Source organism: Micromonospora ferruginea, from assembly GCF_013694245.2.
Taxonomy (GTDB): Bacteria; Actinomycetota; Actinomycetes; order Mycobacteriales; family Micromonosporaceae; genus Micromonospora; species Micromonospora robiginosa.
In genome coordinates this window covers 5766030-5781677 of sequence record NZ_CP059322.2, presented here as the reverse complement: position 1 = coordinate 5781677, position 15648 = coordinate 5766030, and the positions used below count along the sequence as shown (strand labels likewise).

The 15648-nt window shown below is 75.0% G+C and carries 14 protein-coding genes and 1 pseudogene; 3 read left to right on the top strand and 12 right to left on the bottom strand.

Annotated features, from left to right (window positions below; translation table 11 throughout):
• Positions 1-20 precede the first annotated feature (20 nt).
• From H1D33_RS25770 to H1D33_RS25740, 7 genes are all read right to left on the bottom strand, one after another.
• Complete coding sequence (locus tag H1D33_RS25770; RefSeq protein WP_181570720.1) at positions 21-779, bottom strand: type III pantothenate kinase; 759 nt, start codon at positions 777-779, stop codon at positions 21-23.
• Positions 780-796: 17 nt separating this feature from the next.
• Positions 797-1693, bottom strand: coding sequence for a carboxylating nicotinate-nucleotide diphosphorylase (nadC, locus tag H1D33_RS25765; protein WP_181570721.1), 897 nt, complete (start codon positions 1691-1693; stop codon positions 797-799).
• Complete coding sequence (locus H1D33_RS25760; RefSeq protein ID WP_181570722.1) at positions 1690-3381, bottom strand: L-aspartate oxidase; 1692 nt, start codon at positions 3379-3381, stop codon at positions 1690-1692. The genes nadC and H1D33_RS25760 overlap by 4 nt, the downstream gene beginning before the upstream one ends.
• A gap of 61 nt (positions 3382-3442) precedes the next feature.
• Positions 3443-4336 (bottom strand): septum formation family protein, encoded by an 894-nt coding sequence (locus H1D33_RS25755; protein ID WP_181570723.1) that lies wholly within the window; start codon positions 4334-4336, stop codon positions 3443-3445.
• 219 nt (positions 4337-4555) lie between these two features.
• Complete coding sequence (gene panD / locus H1D33_RS25750) at positions 4556-4981, bottom strand: aspartate 1-decarboxylase (RefSeq protein ID WP_307755251.1); 426 nt, start codon at positions 4979-4981, stop codon at positions 4556-4558.
• A gap of 31 nt (positions 4982-5012) precedes the next feature.
• Positions 5013-5861, bottom strand: coding sequence for a pantoate--beta-alanine ligase (panC, locus tag H1D33_RS25745; protein ID WP_181570724.1), 849 nt, complete (start codon positions 5859-5861; stop codon positions 5013-5015).
• On the bottom strand, positions 5855-6790 hold the full coding sequence (locus H1D33_RS25740; protein ID WP_181570725.1) for a Rossmann-like and DUF2520 domain-containing protein: 936 nt from the start codon (positions 6788-6790) through the stop codon (positions 5855-5857). The genes panC and H1D33_RS25740 overlap by 7 nt, the downstream gene beginning before the upstream one ends.
• Positions 6791-6976: 186 nt before the next feature.
• Between H1D33_RS25740 and H1D33_RS25735 the strand changes: the two are divergent.
• Together H1D33_RS25735 and H1D33_RS25730 are read left to right on the top strand one after the other, a co-directional pair.
• A pseudogene (locus H1D33_RS25735) lies at positions 6977-8064 on the top strand (SAM-dependent methyltransferase).
• Positions 8061-9230 (top strand): NADH-quinone oxidoreductase subunit D, encoded by a 1170-nt coding sequence (locus H1D33_RS25730; protein ID WP_181570726.1) that lies wholly within the window; start codon positions 8061-8063, stop codon positions 9228-9230. Before H1D33_RS25735 ends, H1D33_RS25730 begins: the two are co-directional and overlap by 4 nt.
• 49 nt (positions 9231-9279) lie before the next feature.
• Here the strand turns inward: H1D33_RS25730 and H1D33_RS25725 are convergent, their stop codons facing one another.
• The 4 genes from H1D33_RS25725 to H1D33_RS25710 all read right to left on the bottom strand — a co-directional run bounded on the left by H1D33_RS25725 (position 9280) and on the right by H1D33_RS25710 (position 14110).
• A complete protein-coding gene (locus tag H1D33_RS25725) occupies positions 9280-11379 on the bottom strand; it encodes a hypothetical protein (RefSeq protein WP_181570727.1) in 2100 nt (699 codons plus the stop codon).
• A gap of 134 nt (positions 11380-11513) precedes the next feature.
• Positions 11514-12518 carry a glycine betaine ABC transporter substrate-binding protein gene (locus H1D33_RS25720; RefSeq protein WP_181570728.1) on the bottom strand — a complete coding sequence of 335 codons (1005 nt, stop codon included), beginning with the start codon at positions 12516-12518 and terminating at the stop codon, positions 11514-11516.
• A 186-nt stretch (positions 12519-12704) separates the two neighbouring features.
• Positions 12705-13427, bottom strand: coding sequence for an ABC transporter permease (locus tag H1D33_RS25715; protein WP_181570729.1), 723 nt, complete (start codon positions 13425-13427; stop codon positions 12705-12707).
• Entirely contained in the window at positions 13424-14110 is a 687-nt protein-coding gene (locus H1D33_RS25710; RefSeq protein ID WP_181570730.1) for an ABC transporter permease, read from the bottom strand. Before H1D33_RS25710 ends, H1D33_RS25715 begins: the two co-directional genes overlap by 4 nt.
• Positions 14111-14112: 2 nt before the next feature.
• Here H1D33_RS25710 and H1D33_RS25705 point away from each other — a divergent pair, with 2 nt between their 5' ends.
• Positions 14113-15105, top strand: coding sequence for an ABC transporter ATP-binding protein (locus tag H1D33_RS25705; RefSeq protein ID WP_181570731.1), 993 nt, complete (start codon positions 14113-14115; stop codon positions 15103-15105).
• Between the two features lie 34 nt (positions 15106-15139).
• Here the strand turns inward: H1D33_RS25705 and H1D33_RS25700 are convergent, their stop codons facing one another.
• Positions 15140-15631, bottom strand: coding sequence for a hypothetical protein (locus tag H1D33_RS25700; protein ID WP_181570732.1), 492 nt, complete (start codon positions 15629-15631; stop codon positions 15140-15142).
• Positions 15632-15648: the final 17 nt, after the last annotated feature.

Genomic DNA, 15648 nt, shown 5'->3' with positions numbered 1-15648 from the left:
CGGGGGCCCCTCCTTGCACCTCAGGTGTTGCGGTCGTAGACCATCCGCAGGCCGATCAGGGTGATCATCGGCTCGTGGTGGGTGATGGTGCGGCACTCCCCCACCACCAGCGACGCCAGGCCGCCGGTGGCGATGACCGCCCGCACCTCGCCCAACTCCTCGGACATCCGCTCGACGATCCGGTCCACCTGCCCGGCGAAGCCGAAATAGAGGCCCGACTGGAGGCACTCGACGGTGTTCTTGCCGATCACCGAGCGCGGCCGGGTGGCCTCCACCTTGCGCAACTGCGCGGCGCGGGCGGCCAGCGCGTCGAACGAGATCTCGATGCCCGGCGCGAACGCCCCGCCGAGGAACTCGCCCCGGTCGCTGATCACGTCGAAGTTGGTGGTGGTGCCGAAGTCCACCACGATCGACGGCCCGCCGTAGAGCGTGTACGCGGCGAGCGTGTTCACCACCCGGTCCGCGCCCACCTCCTTCGGGTTGTCGATGGCGAGCTGCACCCCGGTGCGGACGCCCGGCTCGACGATCACGCTCGGCAGGTCGGCGTAGTAGCGACCCAGCATGGTGCGCAGCGAGCGCAACGCGGCCGGCACGGTCGAGCAGGCCGCCACCCCGGTGATCTCCACGGCGTCACCGGCCAGCAGCCCGCGGAACATCAGGCCCAGCTCGTCCGCGGTGGAGCGGGCGTCGGTCTTGATCCGCCAGGAGTGCACCAGCTTGTCGCCGTCGAAGGTCGCCAGCACGGTGTTGGTGTTTCCGATGTCGATGCAGAGCAGCACAGCGGCAGCCTAGACCGTCACTTGTCGCGCAGGTCGAGGGCGATGTCGAGGATCGGCGAGGAGTGGGTGAGCGCACCCACCGAGAGGAAGTCGACGCCGGTGGCCCCGTACTCGGCCGCCACCGGCAGGGTCAGCCCACCGGTCGCCTCCAACTCCGCCCGGTCGCCCACCGCGTCCACCACGGCACGCAGTTGCGCCGGGGTCATGTTGTCCAGCAGCAGGAAGTCCGCGCCGGCCTCGACCGCCTCCACCGCCTCGGCCAGCGTGTCCACCTCGACCTGCACCGGCACCTCCGGGAACGCCTCCCGGACCCGCCGGAACGCCGGTGCGATGCCGCCGGCCGCCAGCTTGTGGTTGTCCTTGACCATGGCGACGTCGTGCAGGCCCATCCGCTTGTTGGTGCCGCCGCCGGCCCGGACCGCGTACTTCTCCAACGCGCGCAGCCCCGGCGTGGTCTTGCGGGTGTCCAGCACCATGGCCTTCGTGCCGGCCAGCGCGTCGGCCCAGGCCCGGGTGTGGGTCGCCACCCCGGACATCCGGGAGAGCAGGTTGAGCGCCGTCCGCTCGGCGGTCAGCAGCAGCCGGGTCGGCCCGGTCACCGTGGCCAGCACGTCGCCGCGCGCCACCCGCTGACCGTCGTGGGCCACCAGCGACACCGCGACGGTACGCCCGGCGCCGGTCACCTCGCCCACCAGCTCGAACACGGCGGCGGCCACCGGCAGCCCGGCGACCACCCCGTCCTCGCGCGCCACCAGGTCGGCGGTGTCCTGCTGCTCGTCCGGCACGGTGGCGACGCTCGTGACGTCGAGGAAGTCCGGGCCCAGGTCCTCGGCCAGCGCGTCGACCACCACGTGCCGGACCCGCTCCGGGTCCAGGCCGCCGTCCCGCAGCGCCCGCACCGTCGACTCGATCATGCTGTGCTTCCCTCCCAGCCCTCGATCAACCGTCCGTCCGGACCCACCTCGGCGACCAGGTGGCCCCGCCACCGGTCGTCGGCCGCCGGGAAGTCCTCCCGCCAGTGGCAGCCCCGCGTCTCCGCCCGCGCGTACGCGGCGGCGACGAGCGTCGACGCCACGGTGAGCAGGTTCGTCGCCTCCCAGTCGGCGGTACGCGGCGCGCCCCGCCCCTCGGCCAGCCCGGTCAGCGTGCCGGCGGTGGCGGCCAGCGTCTCCGCCGAGCGGAGCACGCCCGCGCCCCGGGTCATCGCCCGTTGCAGCTCCGGTGTGCCCGCCGCCGGCGCCAGCCGGCCCTCGCCGCCCACCCACGCGCCGGTCTCCGCCGGCCGGACCTGCTCGGGCAGCCCGGCGGCGATGTCCTCGGCGATCCGGCGGGAGAAGACCAGCCCCTCCAGCAGCGAGTTGCTCGCCAGCCGGTTGGCGCCGTGCACCCCGGTGCAGGCCACCTCGCCGCACGCGTAGAGACCGGGGATCGAGGTGCGCCCGCGCAGGTCGGTGCGGACGCCGCCGGAGGCGTAGTGCGCCGCCGGCGCGACCGGGATCAGGTCGGTCGCCGGGTCCACGCCGATGGCCAGGCAGGACGCGACGATCGTGGGGAACCGCCGGGCCAGGAAATCGCCGCCCAGGTGCCGCGCGTCCAGGAAGACGTGGTCGGCTCCGGTGGCGAGGAGCACCCGGTGGATGCCCTTGGCCACCACGTCCCGGGGGGCCAGTTCGGCCAGCTCGTGCTGGCCCACCATGAACCGCTTGCCGTCGCCGTCGACCAGGTGGGCGCCCTCGCCCCGCAGCGCCTCGGAGACCAGCGGCTGCTGCGCCAGGCCGGCGCCCGGCCCGCCGGCCGGCACGATCAACGCGGTCGGGTGGAACTGGACGAACTCCAGGTCGGTGACGGCCGCGCCGGCGCGCAGCGCCAGGGCGACCCCGTCACCGGTGGAGACCGCCGGGTTGGTGGTGGCCGCGAAGACCTGCCCCATCCCACCGGTGGCCAGCACCACCGCGCGGCCGAGGATCGCGCCGACGCCGTCCTCGCTGCCCTCGCCGAGCACGTGCAGCGTGATCCCGCAGGCCCGGCCGAGCCCACCGGGGCCGTCGCCCGGCGCGCGCAGCAGGTCCAGCACCAGGGCGTGCTCCACCAGCCGGATCCACGGGTCGCGGCGCACCGCGGCGTGCAACGCGCGCTGCACCTCGGCGCCGGTGGCGTCGCCGCCGGCGTGCACGATCCGGTCGGCCCGGTGACCGCCCTCCCGGGTGAGCATCAGCGAGCCGTCCGGGTTGCGGTCGAACTCCGCCCCGATCCGCATCAGCTCGCGCAGCCGGACCGGGCCCTCCTCGACCAGCACCCGGACCGCCGCCGGGTCGCAGAGGCCGACGCCGGCCACCTCGGTGTCGTACGCGTGCGCGTCCGGGCTGTCCGCCGGGTCGAGCACCGCGGCGATGCCGCCCTGCGCCCAGCGGGTCGAGCCCTCGTCCATGTCGACCTTGGTGACGACGGTGACGTGCAGGCCGGCCTCGCGCAGGTGCAGCGCGGCGGTCAGCCCGGCGACGCCGGAGCCGACGACGATCACGTCGGTGGTCTCCACCCAACCGGGCGCGGGCGCGGCGAGCAGCCGGGGCAGCGCCGGCAGGTCGACGGTGGGTAGGTCCATGGGCACAGTCAACCCGAAGCTTCCTCGTCCCGGGCGGCGGGGGCGGGACGAGAGGTTTCGGCTACCTCGTCCGGACCGGCAGCCGGGCCGGGCCGGCGCTCTTCAGCGAGCCGGTCACGGTGCGGTTGCTCAGCCACAGGTAGCAGCGGACTCCCCGGTCGCCGACCTGCCAGCGACCGGCGGCGGGCGGCCGGACCACCACGTCGCTGCGGTAGCGCAGGGCCGCGTCGGCGGGCACCCCGGAGAAACGCGCGATGGCACCGAAACAGCCGGCGTAGAGCGGGGCCCAGTCCGCCGGCTTCTTCGGGTACGGCCGGTCCGGCGCCACCCACACGCCGGCGAACTCGGCGTCGTGCGCCACGGCGCAGTCGACCGCGGTGAGCCTCTGCACCCGGCCACGGTCCTGCCCGGTGCGCTGGCAGCCCAGGCGCAGCCGGGACGGCGACTTGAGCGCGTCCCGCAGGCTGCCGGTGCGGGTCACCACGACAGCCGCCGCCTCGACCGTGTTCAGCTCGGTCAGGTCGCAGCGGTACCAGCGGGAGCCGGCCGTCCAGCCGGTGCCGGTGGGCACCGCCACGGCCAGCCGGAGCCGACCGGCCCGCCAGTCGTCGCCGACGTAGCCCCGGGCCCGGGTGTCGCACTCGGTGAACGCGGTGCGCATCTCCGGCGACCCGACCGCCGGCGGGGCGGCCCGGTCCACGGTGAACGCGCCGACGTGCACCGTCTCCACCCGGTGCGGCAGGTCGCAGCCGACCGGCGCGTACGCCGGCAGGCCCACGGTGGGGGTGAAGTCGGCGACCTGGCAGACCTCGGCGGCCGGGGTGAACGGGCCGGCCGGTGGCATGGCCGCCCAGTCGTCGCCGAGATCCCCGTCCAGACCGCCCGTCGAGGCACACGCGGTCAGCAGCACGCCCGCGACCACGGCGGCGACGAGGCTTCGCGTCACACGGCCCATCGCGCCTCCCCCAGCCCGACGACCGTCGATTCCGACGGTGCGCCCAGGGTAGCCGAAAATGACCTTCCAGTAACAGACCGCGCTCACCCACCCCACCCCACCCCCACCGCCCCACCCCACCACCCCGCCGATCTTGCACTTACTGCCCCGACAAACTCGACAAAAGGCGCATTAGAAGGGCCGAAACTGCAAGATCGCGGGGAGGAAAGGGGACGGGGGTTAGGGAGGGCGGCGGCCAGGGGTTGGGGTGGGGTCGCCGGCGGTGCCGGGGGCGGCGGTGGTGGGGTCGGCCGTCAGGTCGACGATGCGGTTGTCGGCGTCGACGTGCACCACCCGGGGCTGCCAGGCGCGCGCCTCGGCGTCGTCCATCTGCCCGTACGAGATGAGGATGACCAGGTCACCGGGGTGCACCAGGTGCGCGGCGGCACCGTTGATGCCGATCACGCCGCTGCCCCGCCGGCCCGGGATCACGTACGTCTCCAGGCGGGCGCCGTTGGTGATGTCCACGATCGCGACCTGCTCTCCGGGGAGCAGGTCCGCCGCGTCGAGCAGATCCTCGTCCACCGTCACCGAGCCGACGTAGTGCAGGTCGGCCTGGGTCACCGTGGCACGGTGGATCTTCGACTTGAGCATGGTCCGGAGCATCGTGGTGCCTTTCCGCGATTTCGTGGTGGGGTCAGGGACGCGGCGCGAGGTGGATCGCCGTGTTGTCGATCAGACGGGTGGCGCCGACCCAGGCGGCGATCAGCAGCCGGGCCGCGCCGGCGACCGGCCCGGGCTCCAGATCGGTGTCGGTGAGCACCAGGTAGTCCAGGCGGGCGTCCGGCGTACCCGGGTCGAAGGCCCGGTGCGCGGCGGCCAGCACCGCCCCCGCGTCGTCGCCCCGCCCGGCCGCCTCGACGCCGGCCCGCAGCGCGGCGGAGAGACTCAGCGCGGCCCGCCGCTGTTCGGCAGACAGGTAGCGGTTGCGGCTGGACAGGGCCAGCCCGTCCGGCTCGCGGACGGTCGGCACGCCGACGATCTCGGTCGGCACGTCGAGGTCGGCGACCATCCGGCGGACCAGGGTGAGCTGCTGGTAGTCCTTCTCGCCGAAGAAGGCCAGGTCCGGGCGGGTGAGCTGAAGCAGCTTCATGACCACGGTGAGCACGCCGTGGAAGAAGCCGGGCCGGCTCAGGCCCTCCAGGTCCTCGCCGAGCGGGCCCGGGTTCAGCCGCACCGTCGGCTGCCCCTGCGGGTACATCTCGTTCACCGGGGGCGCGAAGACCAGGTCCACCCCGGCCCGGCGGCAGATCTCCAGGTCGGCGTCGAGCGTGCGCGGGTAGCGGTCGAAGTCCTCGTTCGGGCCGAACTGGAGCGGGTTCACGAACACGGTCACCAGCACGTGGTCGGCCCGCTCCCGGGCGGCCCGCAGCAGCGTCCCGTGCCCTTCGTGCAGCGCGCCCATGGTCATCACCACGCCGACCGTGCCGCTCAGCCCGTCCCGGGCCGCCGCCAACTCCTTGCGCGTGTGCACCACGTTCACCACGAGGAGGCCACCTCCATCCCGTCCAGCACGTCGAACAGCGGCGCCGCGTCCGCCGGGCGCAGCCGGCCCGCCGCGACGGCGCGGTCCGCCGTCCGTCGGGCCAACGCCAGGTAGGCCGGTACGGATTCCGGCGCGGTCGCGGACAACCGGTCCAGGTGCCGGCGTACGGTGCCCGCGTCGCCCCGGGAGACCGGGCCGGTCAACGCGTCGTCGCCGAGGCGCAACGCGTTCTCCAGGGCGGCCCGCAGCAGTGGGGCGAGCACCTTCTCCGGCCGGTCCACCCCGGCGTCGCGCAGCCGGTCGGCCGCGTCGTTGACCAGGGTCACCAGGTGGTTGGCGCCGTGCGCGAGCGCCGCGTGGTAGAGCGGCCGCTCGGCCTCGCCCACCCACTCCGGCACCCCGCCCAGGTCGGCCACCAGCCGGGCCGCGAACGGGCGCAGCTCGGCCGGGGCGGTCACCCCGTAGGAGGCGCCGGCCAGGCGGGACAGGTCGTCAGGCGTACCGGTGAAGGTCATCGCGGGGTGCAGCGCGAGCGGCCGGGCGCCGGCCGCGGCGGCCGGGGCCAGCACGGCCAGCCCGTGCGCGCCGGAGGTGTGCGCCACCACCTGCCCGGGGCGCAGCGCGCCGCTCCCGGCCAGGTCGGCGACCACCGCGGCCAGGGCGTCGTCGGGGACCGCGACGATCAGCAGGTCGGTGGCGGCGCGCGCCACGGCGGGCGCGGACCGGTGCGGGGTCTGCGGCAGCAGCAGCGCCAGCCGGGCCCGCGAGGCGCCGGACGAACCGGACGCGGCGACCACCCGGTGACCGGCGGCGGCGAGGGCCGCGCCGAGCACGGCGCCGACCCGGCCGGCGCCGAGCACGCCCACGGTGAGGGTACGGGGGAAGGCGAGCGGGGCGCGGAGGGCCCGCGGGCGCAGCGGTGCGCTCATGTCAGCGATCCAGTCCTCGAAGGGGGTACCGGTCGATGGCAAGTATGCGCCCGGGTGACAGACCGGGAACAAGAAGGTGTGAAAACCTTCACCGACCGCCCGAAGCGCCCGCCCCGGTGGCGCGCCGGGGCAGCTTAGGGTCGGCGGGTGAGATCCGGGAACCCCTGCCTGCGCTGGCGCGACGCGATGGAACGGGCGCTCTACGGGCCGGACGGCTTCTTCGTCGCCGGCGCCGGCCCCGCCGCCCACTTCCGCACCAGCGTGCACGCCTCGCCGGCGTTCGCCGCCGCCCTGACGCGACAGCTCACCGCCCTGGACGAGGCGCTGGGCCGGCCGGCCCGGCTGGACGTGGTCGACGTGGGCGCCGGCCGGGGCGAACTGCTCCGCGCGCTGCTGGCGCACGCCGCCCCCGAGCTGGCGGACCGGCTGCGTCCGGTCGCGGTGGAACGCGCCACCCGCCCGGACGACCTGCCACCGGAGATCGACTGGCAGGACGAGATCCCGGAGCGGATCACCGGCCTGCTGCTGGCCACCGAGTGGCTGGACAACGTCCCCCTGGACGTCGCCACCCACACCGGCGACGGCTGGCGCCACGTCATGGTCGACCCCACCTCCGGCGAGGAGGCCCCGGCCCCCACTCTCCCCGCCGACATCGCCTGGCTGACCACCTGGTGGCCCCTGCCGCCCCACCCGTCCCCGGTGATCAAGGAGTTCGCGTCGGGCGGGGTCCCGGACGACGACGCAAACTCCTTGATCGACGACGGGAGCACGGCCCGGCGGACGGGCAGCCGGGTGGGTGGGGCGACGGGTGGGGGCGGGTGGAGATCGGGCGGGCTCGGGACGAGGCGTGGGCGGGGGCGGTGGGACGGGTCGAGCGAGGGCTGGCGTTGGCCGTCGACTACGGGCACCTGCGGGACGCCCGGCCGGTGGACGGGACGTTGACCGGATACCGGGACGGGCGGCAGGTCCCGCCGGTCCCGGACGGCTCGTGCGACGTGACCGCGCACGTCGCCATGGACTCGGTCGCCTCCGCCGGTGAGCGGGTCGCGCGGTGCGCGTACACCCTGGTCTCGCAGCGGGAGGCGCTGCGGGCGCTGGGGGCCGACGGCGGGCGACCACCGCTGAGCCTGGCCGCCCGGGACCCGGCCGGCTACCTGCGGGCGCTGGCCACCGCATCGGCGGTGGCCGAACTGACCGACCCGGCCGGCCTCGGCGGGCACTGGTGGCTGTGGCAGCCGGTCGGCGTCGCCCTCGACCCGCTCGTGGCACGATGACGGGCATGACCACGGACGCCGGCGACCTCCGCGAGCTGACCGTCGGCACCGGAGCCGGCGGTGAGCAGCTCGGCACCGACATGGTGCTCAACATCGGGCCGCAGCACCCGTCCACGCACGGCGTGCTGCGGCTGCGCCTGGTGCTCGACGGGGAGCGGGTGGTCGCCGCCGAGCCGATCGTCGGCTACATGCACCGGGGCGCGGAGAAGCTCTTCGAGGTACGCGACTACCGGCAGATCATCGTGCTGGCCAACCGGCACGACTGGCTGTCCGCGTTCTCCAACGAGCTGGGCGTGGTGCTCGCGGTGGAACGGCTGATGGGCATGGAGGTGCCGGAGCGCGCCACCTGGCTGCGGATGGCGCTGGCCGAGCTGAACCGGGTGCTCAACCACCTGATGTTCCTCGGCTCCTACCCGCTGGAGATCGGCGCGATCACACCGATGTTCTACGCGTTCCGGGAACGGGAGACCATCCAGGCGGTGATGGAGGAGGTCTCCGGCGGCCGGATCCACTACATGTTCAACCGGGTCGGCGGCCTCAAGGAGGAGGTTCCGGCCGGCTGGACCGGTCGCGCCCGCGCCGCCATCGGCGAGGTCCGCCGGCGCATGCCCGACCTGGACAACCTCATCCGGCGCAACGAGATCTTCCTGGCCCGCACCGTCGGCGTCGGCGTGCTCTCCGCCGCCGACGCCGCCGCGTTCGGCGCGTCCGGGCCGGTCGGCCGGGCCTCCGGGCTCGACCTGGACCTACGCCGGGACGAGCCCTACCTGGCCTACGACCAGCTCGACGTGCCGGTGGTGACGAAGACCGCCGGGGACTGCCACGCCCGGTTCGAGGTGCTGCTCGACCAGGTGTACGCGTCGCTCGACCTGGCCGAGCAGTGCCTGGACCGGGTGGACCGGATCTCCGGGCCGGTGAACACCCGACTGCCCAAGGTGGTGAAGGCGCCCGAGGGACACACGTACGCCTGGACCGAGAACCCGCTCGGCATCAACGGCTACTACCTCGTGTCCCGGGGCGAGAAGACGCCGTGGCGGCTCAAGCTGCGCACCGCCTCGTACGCGAACGTGCAGGCGCTGTCGACGCTGCTCCCCGGATGCCTGGTGCCGGACCTGATCGCCATCCTCGGCTCGATGTTCTTCGTGGTCGGCGACATCGACAAGTGACGCCGTCCCGGCGGCTCCCGGTGCCGGCCCGGTGCCGCCGCGCCGGCGGTCAGCGCCAGCGGTCGGCGGCGTCCCGGGGCGGTGGTCCGTAGCCGCCGGGCTCCGGCCGGTGCCACTGCGGCTCGGGCTGCCGCCGTTCCGGCTCCGGTTGCCGCCACTCCGGTTCGGGCTGTCGCCACTCCACCTCCGGTTGCCGCCGCTCCGGCTCGGGCCGGCGCCACTCGGGTTCGACCTGGCGCCACTCCGGCTGGCCGCTGCGCTGGGTCGGCGGTCGCCACTCGTCCGGCACCGGCACCCCGCCGGCCGGCAACGCCGGTCGGCTCTCCGGCGACCGGCCGGAGTCGCCGTGGTCCGGGTCCGGCCACGACGAGCCCGAAGCGCCGTACGACGGGTCGGGGTCGTGCCGTGGCGGGGCGCCGTACCCGCCGGGCGCGCCACGGACCGCGGCCCAGCGGTCCTCGATCCGGTACTCGGTGCCGGCGCCGTCGGCGTGCACCGCGGCCCGCCGCTCACCGACGCGGAACTCCCGCCCCTCGCCGTCGTCGCGGACCGCCGCCCACCTGTTGCCGGCACGCAACTCGGACCAGTCCGCGCCGTCCGGCTCGGCGGGCGTCGCGCGGCCGGGACGATCGACCGGCTCGGCGTGGCCGTACCGCTCGGGCGCAGCCTCCCGGTCGTACCGCTCGGGCGCAACCGCCGGACCGTACCGCTCGGGCGCGGCCTCCCGGCCGTACCGCTCGGGCGTCGTCGCCGAACCGTATTGCCCGGCCCGCGGCCACGCCGGCGCCGGCGGCGCCTCGTCCGCCGGCCGACCCCGGTCGTCGTCGGTGGCCCAGCCGCCGTCCCCCGCCCGCGAGGTCCAGCCCGGCCCACCGGCGGCGGACCTGCCGACGCTCGCCCAGGGATGCTCGCCACCGGCCGGGCCGGAACCCTCGCCGGTCCACCCGTTCCCGTCGCCGGACCACCCGGCCTCGTCGCCGGACCACCCGGCCGCATCGCCGGCCCGCCCGGTGCGGTCGCCGGCCCATCCGGGACCGCCGCTCGGCGCACCCGGCCGGACGTCGCCGTCCCGCGAGTCGTCGTCGTGCGCGCCGGGCCAGGGCCGGTCCACGCCGGCCCGCAGGCTCCCCGGCCAGCCGTCCGCATCCGCGCCGGCGCGCGGCTGGTCGTCCCGGCCGGCCCCGCGGTACTCGCCCGGCCCGGTGCCGTGCGACCGGTCCGCCTCCGGGGACCACCGGCCGGCGAATCCGCCGTACCGGGAACCGGACGGGTCGCCGCCGCCCACGAAGGTGTGCCGCGTGGTGACGTGCACCGTCTCGGTGTGGTGGACCATGCCGACCGGGCGGGACTCCGGCCGCGCCCCCGGCTGGGGCACCCGCGCCGCCCCGTACACGCCGGCCGTGCCGCGCTCCGGCCCGCGTCCGCCGGGTCGGGCCGGCTCCGTGCCGTGGCCGTCGAACTCCGCCCGCCTGGGGCCGGGTCGGGGCGGGTCGGCGTCGTGACCGCCGAACCCCGGGTGCTCCTCGTCGTGGCCGGCCGGTCGGTCGCGCCCGCCGCCGGGCGGCTCGGGTCGGGCCCGCCCCTCGGCGGCGTACGTGTCGGACCCGGTCCGCTCGACGTCGTGACGGCCCGCCCGGGACGGCTCGGCCCGCTGGTCGGTGCCGTAGCGACCGCCGGCTTCGTCCTCGTCGCGGCGCACCCGACCCGCCTCGTACGCCCCGGCGGCCGGCACCCGGGCCCGGCCACCCGGCCGCTCCTCCACGGGCGCGGCGGCCAGACCCGCGGCGGCCGCGTCGAGTCGATGGCGCACCGCGCCGGCCGTTTCCTCCGCCCGACGTGCCTGGTCGAGGGCCTGGTTGCCGCGCTGGGCGGCGGCCACGATCTCGGCCCGCAACTCCCGGCGGAGCTGTTCCAGCTCCTCGCGCAACTCCTCGGCGCCGGCACCACCGGACTCGGGCCGCAGCGCGATGGACAGGCCGATCAGCACCACGGCGAGGATCGCGAGCACGGCGCCGAACCGGAGCGTGCCGTTGCCGTCCGCGACCAGCAGGATCAGTGCCGCCAGGGGCGCCAGCCCCACACCGATCCAGAACAGGACGGTCAGCGGCGTCGGGGTGCGCTTGTCGGCGAGGGATACCGAGGCGGGCATGGGATCGGAGAGTACCGAGAGTTCCACCGGAGGGGAACGGGTCGGCGTGACCCGGTGCACGGAGCGCTGAGCGTGCCGCCCGGGTGGGACGCCGCCGGCCGGTCACCGAGGTGCGACCGGCCGGCGGCGGTGGATCAGCTCGTGGCGAGCGCGGCGTCGGAGGAGAACACCAGGCCGACGCTTGCGGAACCGGTCTTCAGCGCGTTCTTGGTCTGCGGGCCGCCCGCGTCCAGCGAGCTGAACGAGCCGGCCTTGAAGTCGTAGACCTGGACGAGACCGGCCTGGCACTTCGGCCGCTGCGGGCACTCCGGCGGACCGGCCAGCACGGTGGCCTGGCCCGAGCACTTCGCGGCCAGGTCGGAGAGGGTCGACACGCCGTACTTGTCGGCGAAGGCCTTGGTGACCGCGAAGGCGTTCTGGTCCTGCGCCTGGGACGGCTGGCCGAACACCAGGCCGGCCTTGTCGCCCTGGGACTTGAGCGCCGAGACCGTCTTGTCCAGCTCGGGCGAGGAGACCGGCTGCGCGTCCTTGCCGTTGGTCTTGGTGTTGAGGAACTCGGCCATGGTGGCGGCGTATTCCGGAACGACCTGGATCTGGCCCTTCTGCAGGGCCGGCTCGTAGAGCTCCCGGTTGCCGATCGTCTGCACCTTGACCTGGTAGCCAGCGGCGGTGAGCGCGATCTTGTAGAGCTCGGCGACGGTCTGGCTCTCGCTGAAGTTGCCCGCGCCGACCGTCACCTGGCCGCCCGGGCCCTTCTCGATCCCGTCGGTCACGCCGTTGGCGCCGGCGAACTCCTGCGCCGCCACCTGCGGGGTCTTGCGGTCGACGTCGACCGCCCGGTTGAGCTGGATCAGCTTGGGCGTGTCGAGCTTCGCGGAGACCTTGTCGAGCGCGGCGACCAGCGGCGGGGTGGCCGCCTTCGCGTTGATCGCGGGCAGGACGTTGTCGGTGTTCTGGAGCTTCTTGTCGTCGGTGAGGACGACCAACTGGTCACCCGCCACCGGGGCGCAGCCGGCGCCCGAGGCGCCGGCGTCGGGCGCGTCGGTGCCGGACGAGCCGGCGTCGCCGCAGCCGGTGAGGAGGCTCGCCGCGACGAGGGCCCCGAAGGCCCCCGCGGCCAGCCGTGAACGTGCGCGCATCACTGCCCGCCTTCCGTGTCCCGGCGCGACCCCTTCGGGCCGGCCGCGTGTCCGACGGGCGATCCGAACGCCGCCCGCGACTTCACCCAACATCCTCCGGACCCGACCGACAAATTCGGAGCGGTTTTCGTCATCCGATCGTCACCCGGACGGTGACCCGGCACTCACACCGGGCCGGAGGAGCGGTCAGCCGCCGGCCGTGGCCGCCTCGGCGCGGCGGTTCGCCCGCCGCCGGACCCGGCGCAGCGGACGCGGCGTCACCATCCGCTCCACCACTGCGAGCACGGCCTCGACCAGCATCGCCAGGCCGGCCACCAGCAGGCCGCCGGCGATGATCTGGCCGCCGCCGGCGGCGATGTCCAGACCGAAGCCGGCCCGGATGATCTGGCCCAGCCCGCCGCCGTTGACGAACGACGCCAGCGCGGCGGTCGCCACCACCTGCACGGACGCGGTCCGGAACCCGGCCGCCAGATAGGGCACCGCGAGCGGCAGCTCCACCCGGCGCAGCACCTGCCCGCCGGAGAGCCCCATTCCGCGCGCGGCGTCCCGGGCCTCCGCATCGGCCTGCCGCACCCCGGTGTACGCGTTCGCCAGCAGCGGCGGCACCGCGAACACCGCGAGCGCCACCACCACGGACGCGCGGCCGAACCCGAGGAAGGTCAGCGGCAGGATGGTGAGCAGGGCCAGGGTGGGGATCGCCAGGGTGACGTTGGAGACCAGCAGCACCAGCCCGCCACCGCGCCCGCTGTGCCCGAGCCAGAGGCCCACCGGCCAGGCCACCAGGCAGCCGAGCAGCACCGCCAGGGCGGACATGCTCAGGTGCTCGCCGAGCCGGTCCAGCACCCCGCCGGGGTTGGTCCAGTTGAGCGGGTCGTTCAGCCAGGTCACCGCCGCCTGCACCGGGTTCATGAGATTCTCCCGCGCAGCCACGGGGTGAGCAGCCGGCCCACCCCGGCCAGGATCAGGTCGAGCACCAGCGCCAACAGCACGCAGAGCACCGTGCCGGTCATGATCTGCGCCTTGTAGAAGTTGTTCTGGAAGCCGGCGAAGATGAGCTGCCCGAGGCCGCCCCGGCCGACCACCACCCCCACCGTGACCAGCGCGACCGTGGACACCGTCGCCAGCCGTACGCCGGTGAGGATGCCGGGCAGCGCCAGCGGCAGCTCGATCCGGAACAACCGGCCCCAGCGGCCGTAACCCATGCCCTCGGCGGCCTCCCGCACCTCCGGTGGCACCTGGTTCAGGCCGGCCAGCGTGTTGCGCACGATGACCAGCAACGCGTAGAGCGCCACCACGGTGAGCACGGTCGCCGCGCCGATCCCCAGATAGGGCGCGAGGAAGGCGAACAGCGCCAGCGACGGGATCGTGTAGAGCACCCCGGTCAACGCCAGGATGGACGCGGCCAGCGACCGGAACCAGTACGCTGCCACCGCGAGCGGCAGCGCCACCAACGCGGCGATCACCACGGCCCGGGCGGTCAGCCAGGTGTGCTCGCGCAGCGCGGCGAGGATGGTGTCAGAGTTGTCCCGCACGTACTGCCAGGAGAACCACGGATTACCCGGGGCGGCCCGGTAGCTCAGGTGGAGGAACACACGTGGACGTTACCCCGGAGACCACCGCCGGTCACGGCGCCGCCTCGATCACGCTGGAGCGCATCCGCAAGCGCTATCCGGACGGCACCGAGGCGGTCCGCGAGCTGAGCCTGGACGTCAAGGCCGGCGAGCTGGTGGTGCTGATCGGCCCGTCCGGCTGCGGCAAGTCCACCGTGCTGCGGATGATCAACCGGCTGATCGAGCCGACCGATGGGCGGATTTTGCTCGGCGACGACGACGTCACCCGGGTCGACCCGGTGGCGTTGCGTCGCCGCATCGGCTACGTGATCCAGAACGTCGGCCTGTTCCCGCACCAGACCGTGGCCGCCAACGTGGCCACCGTGCCGGGGCTGCTGGGCTGGTCCCGGGACCGCACCCGCGACCGGGTGGGTGAGCTGCTGGAACTGGTCGGGCTCGATCCGGCGCAGTTCGGCAAGCGCTACCCGCACGAGCTCTCCGGCGGCCAGCGGCAGCGGGTGGGGGTCGCCCGGGCGCTCGCCGCCGACCCGGTGGTGCTGCTGATGGACGAGCCCTTCTCGGCCGTCGACCCGATCGTCCGCACCCGCTTGCAGGAGGAGTTCCTCCGGTTGCAGGCCGAGGTCCGCAAGACCATCGTGCTGGTCACCCACGACCTCGACGAGGCGGTGCGGCTGGGCGACCGGATCGCCGTGCTGTCCGAGGGCGGCGTCCTGGAGCAGTACGACACCCCGGCCGCGCTGCTCGGCTCGCCCGCCTCGGCGTTCGTCCGCGAGTTCGTCGGCGCCGACCGGGGCATCCGGCGGCTGGCGGTGACCCCGGTGACCCACGCGGTGCTCGAGCCGCTGCCGGCCGACGAGGGCGCCGGCCTGCCCACCCTGGCGCTGGGCGGCTCGGCCTACGAGGCGCTGGGCGCGCTGCTCACCTCCGGCGCCGAGCAGGCGGTGGTCACCGAGGAGGGCCGCCCGGTCGGGCTGCTGACCCGGGCCCGGGTGCTGACCCTCGGCGCGGTGGACTGAGACCGACCTGGCCGGGCCGACGATCCGGGCCGGGTCAGGCGCGGCCGCCCAGGCTGGCCAGGCCGACGATCCAGCCGGCGAAGAAGCCGTACGTGACGCCGGCGCTCGCGGCCTGGAAGGCGGCGTAGAGCGTGCCGCCCGGTCCGAGGAGCGTGGCGAGCAACGCGGCGATGCCGGCGGCCAGGGCGTACGCGCCCCAGCCGGAGAGGAACTGGCTGCCCGAGGCGGCCACCCGGTCCACCTGCGGGCCGGGCAGCAGGTAGAGCAGCGCCGCGGCGGCCACGATCAGCAGGATCGCCCGCAGGTTGGCGGTGAACAGCCCCTCGTCCGCGTGCCACCGCCAGGCCGGCCAGGCCAGCAGCCGCAGGAACCAGCCGCCGGCGCCGGTCGGGTCGGTGTGGCCCTGCGCCCACCCCACGTACATCGGGCTGCCGCCGACCGCGACGAGCAGGAACGCGGCGAGCGTGCCGGTGCCGGCGGCCGTGCCGTACCGGGAGACGGTGCGGGGGCGGTTGGTGAGGGCCATGGAACGGTCAGTTCCCG